General features: G+C 60.4%; 4 protein-coding genes. All 4 read right to left on the bottom strand.

Features of this window, described 5'->3' with window-relative positions; genetic code table 11:
* Positions 1 to 198: 198 nt before the first annotated feature.
* The 4 genes from VQ044_RS24155 to VQ044_RS24140 all read right to left on the bottom strand — a co-directional run bounded on the left by VQ044_RS24155 (position 199) and on the right by VQ044_RS24140 (position 3,459).
* On the bottom strand, positions 199 to 1,203 hold the full coding sequence (locus VQ044_RS24155) for a tyrosine-type recombinase/integrase (RefSeq protein WP_331827828.1): 1,005 nt from the start codon (positions 1,201 to 1,203) through the stop codon (positions 199 to 201).
* Entirely contained in the window at positions 1,200 to 1,583 is a 384-nt protein-coding gene (locus VQ044_RS24150; protein WP_331827829.1) for a hypothetical protein, read from the bottom strand. Before VQ044_RS24150 ends, VQ044_RS24155 begins: the two co-directional genes overlap by 4 nt.
* A complete protein-coding gene (locus tag VQ044_RS24145; protein WP_331827827.1) occupies positions 1,505 to 2,074 on the bottom strand; it encodes a hypothetical protein in 570 nt (189 codons plus the stop codon). The genes VQ044_RS24150 and VQ044_RS24145 overlap by 79 nt, the downstream gene beginning before the upstream one ends.
* A gap of 110 nt (positions 2,075 to 2,184) precedes the next feature.
* Positions 2,185 to 3,459 carry a tyrosine-type recombinase/integrase gene (locus tag VQ044_RS24140; RefSeq protein ID WP_331827826.1) on the bottom strand — a complete coding sequence of 425 codons (1,275 nt, stop codon included), beginning with the start codon at positions 3,457 to 3,459 and terminating at the stop codon, positions 2,185 to 2,187.
* Positions 3,460 to 3,678: the final 219 nt, after the last annotated feature.

The following is a 3,678-nucleotide window of genomic DNA, read 5'->3' as shown; positions in this document are numbered from 1 at the left end:
TGAAGGCCTATCCGAGAGAGACGACGGAAGCCTTCCTCGACGGACACGTGTCGGCGTTCGATTTCTTCGGCGGCGTGCCGCTGTCGATTCTGCCCGATTACGTGCCCGGGCACGTAATCGTAGTTTTGTGTCCCGAACGGTTATGTGGCCCGCAGCCTGTTGATCCAACCGTTCTCGATGACGGCGGGCACATAACGATCAGAGGCCAGCGAGCCATTCGAGAAGTTTTGGTTCGCTCTGCCAGACTGGTCTTCGGGGCGGTCCCACCGAAGAAGTCGAGGGCACCTGGCAGGCCTCAAGCGCCTCCTGCTTCATCCTGATGTTGATCTCGGCATATCGGTTGGTCGTATCCAGGCTGACGTGGCCGAGCCAACCTCTTATGACGTTCACGTCGACACCGGATTCGAGTAGATGCACGGCCGTCGTGTGTCTCCAAACATGCGGAGAAATGGACCTGTGTCCGTTGCCGATGCGAATGTCCAAACCATGACGCCGGACGAGCTTGTACAGGCCGAATCGCGTCAGCGGCTTGCCGACGTTGCTGAGGAATACCGGAGTTGTTGGCATAGCCGGCTGGCGTCGGTCACGCAGCATCTCACCAAGCAGGCGGGCGGTCTCGGGCCATAGTGGGCAGGTCCGCCATTTATCGCCCTTGCCGTGCAAGTTCACACGCGGCGAGGAGGTCAAAACCAGCTGATCGATGGTCAGTCCGATGACTTCCGTTGCGCGGGCGCCAGTATTGTACAGGAACATGAGCAGCGCCTTGTCGCGGGTGGCCAGCTTCCCGTCGCGCGGCAATCCGTCGAAGAGCCGTTCGACCTCGTCGCGTTCGAGATAATAGGTGGCCGCCGGCTGCGTACGCTTCCTCGGGATGGCGGCGACGCGCTCGGCCTCCGGCAGCACCATCGGCTCCTGGCCACCGGCATAGGCGAAGAAACCGTGCAACATTGCGAGCCGGTGGTTCCGTGATCGGATGCTGTTGCCGCGCTCGGCTTCAAGATGGGCGAGAAAGGCCCGCACATTGTCGGCGCTGAGATCGGTCAGCCCGAGCTTGCTGATAGGGCGTCGGTTCTTCCTGGCCAGAAAGAGAAGGAACAACCGGATCCCGTCACGGTAGCTCCGGATCGAGGTCGGGGCCAGACCCTTCTCGGCTTTGAGATGGTGCTCGAAGAACTGATAGACGAGACTGCCGACGGTCGTCATGGCCGGCCTCCACTTGATATTGGCACGGCGAAGCGTTCGAAGCGCTGACCGGCGGCCTCCATCAGATCGGTGGTGATCGTCAGATAAACGGCGGTGGAGGCGGGATCCACGTGCCCCATGAAGGTCGACAGCTTGACCAGCTTGTCAGTGGGATTGCTTCCGTCGCGATACCATCGCAGAAGTCGACCGACCGCAAAGCTGTGCCGTAGATCATGCACGTGAGCCGGCGTTCCTCCTGGCGGGATCGCGATGTTCAGCTCGGCCGCGAGCGAATGAAAAATGATGCTGATCGTGCCGGGGTTCACAGGCCGACCCCGCATGAAAGAAAACAGCGGTGTGTCGGCGGTAACCGAAACCAGGTGCTGTGATCGCAACGCCATGAACGCATAAAGGCGCTGTGCCAGTTGCGGTCCCATGGGAATGAGCCTCGACTTGGAAACTTCGTCTCGCGGATGGTGAGGACGTCACGATTGCGATCGACATCCCGCCAGCGCAGGCGCGCAACCTCGCCGACGCGCAGACCAAGCCCGAACAGCAGGCTGAAGATGGTGGCATAGGCGGGACCGCGAAGCAGAGCGTTGTTCCGATCCGCGAGTTCGGCGGCGCGATCGATGAGTTGTTGGGCAGTCCGCAGATCCAGGATGCAGGGCGGTCTTGGATTACCTCGGCGGCGCGGCTTCATCGTGACGGGAGAGCGATCGATAACGTCGTGTTCGACCATCCACTCGAACAGCCGGCCGACGACACCGATAAGATGGTTGAAGCTTCGCGGCCGCGAGCGCGGACGGCTCAGGAAAAAAGCATCGAGGAGCGCCGGGGTGATCTCCGCGAGGGTCTTGACGCTCTGTGCGTTCAGATAGCCGTCGAGCATCCGCAGCACCTTGTCTTCGACGTCGTAGCGCCGGTTGAGCGCGCGCTTGTGGCGAATGAAAGCGACGATGTGGGGCGCGATCGGGCTTGAAGGCTCGGGAAGACGGGGGCTCATTGTAGATCCTCCCCGTCGCCCAGCGCCACTTCACGCAAGCCGTCGACCTGGACCTTGGCGTAGATCATCGTGGAAGAGGCCGAGCGATGCCCGACATAATCGCCGATGGTCTTGAGCGGAAAGCCGTTGTCCACCAGCCTCTGGACGCAGGCATGTCGCAACGTATGGGAACCGGGCCGGGCCACGGGAATGCCCGCCCTATGCAGGTACTTGCTGGTCATGGCCGACACCGCGGCCTGCGTCAGTGGCGATCGCGGCGCCAGGTATCGCCAGAAGATCTGTCGGCCCTGCACATCAGGCCGCCCATTCTTCAGATAGTCGATGATCGCCTCGCCGATGACCGGGGCCAGCGGATAAGCAGTGCTATGATCGGCCTTGCGCTCCCGCACGTGTAATCGGTCGCGCTTCCAATCGATGTCGTCGAGCGTCAGCGCCGCAACCTCGCGGGCGCGCAGGCCATATGTGATCATCAGCAACAGCATGGCGTAATCGCGTCGGCCAACGACGGTGCGGAGATCGACCTGATCGAGCATCTTCTGGACGGAATCCCAACTGATCGATCGCGGTATGTCGGCCAGCCGATAATGCTGGGGCACCTCGACTAGCTTGCTGATGTCGCGTTGGAGAAGACCTTCTCGATGCGCATATCGGAGAAAAACCCGCAATGTGCTTGCAAGACCGATCATTGATCTGGGCCCGAAGTGTTGAGCCTGCGCCGTAACGAACCCCGTCACCACCGGCAACGAAAGCGTGGTCACCTCGCATCCAACATCCCTGAGATATCGCTCGAACCCGCGCAGATAGTGCCGGTAGTGATGGATAGAGCTCGCACGCAGGCCCCGCTCTTCGCGAAGATAATCAAGGAATCCCGGCACTTGGGTAACGAAAGGGATCGGCCAAGCTGTTCTACGGCTGGTGTTATCCGACTTCGAGACAATCTGGCTGAAGAAATGCCGCACAACGCCCCCCACGAAGTTGCGATCGCGTCGACACGCTTCCGCAGATCGATCGGCACGACGAATGCGCAGCCAGTCGTCGATGAATGGCTCGATGAGCGCCTCGGTTTGTTCGATCTGATCGACATTGCGGGCTGCGGTGAACACCGCAAATTTGGTCAGGACGGGAACTCGGCGATAAATGCTCCGAGGCGCGTAGCCCCGGTCGCATAAGGCCGTCACATACTCATCGATCTGGAGCCCAAGCCAGCAATCCATAATCCGATCGATTGTCTGCGGCTTGACGAAAAAACGTTCCAACATGGCAACCTCCATTCTGGGTTAGGGAGAAATGGAGGATGCGCTCGTTGCACCGCCTGCGCGATGTGCCGCCAGAGACAAACTAATCGTTCAATTACAGGAACCTATGCCTCTCAGGGCACATAACCGTTCGGGACACAAAACTACGACAATACCACGATCGCGGTGGCCAGGATCTGCGGCGACGGCAAACGCGAGCGGACCCGGGCCTTCACCGAGTTGCAGAGCCATTAT

It is taken from the genome of Aurantimonas sp. C2-5-R2, from assembly GCF_036549495.1.
In the GTDB taxonomy this organism is placed as follows: domain Bacteria; phylum Pseudomonadota; class Alphaproteobacteria; order Rhizobiales; family Rhizobiaceae; genus Aurantimonas; species Aurantimonas coralicida_A.
Note: the sequence above shows the minus strand (reverse complement) of the source record. Positions and strands in the feature narration are given on the sequence as shown.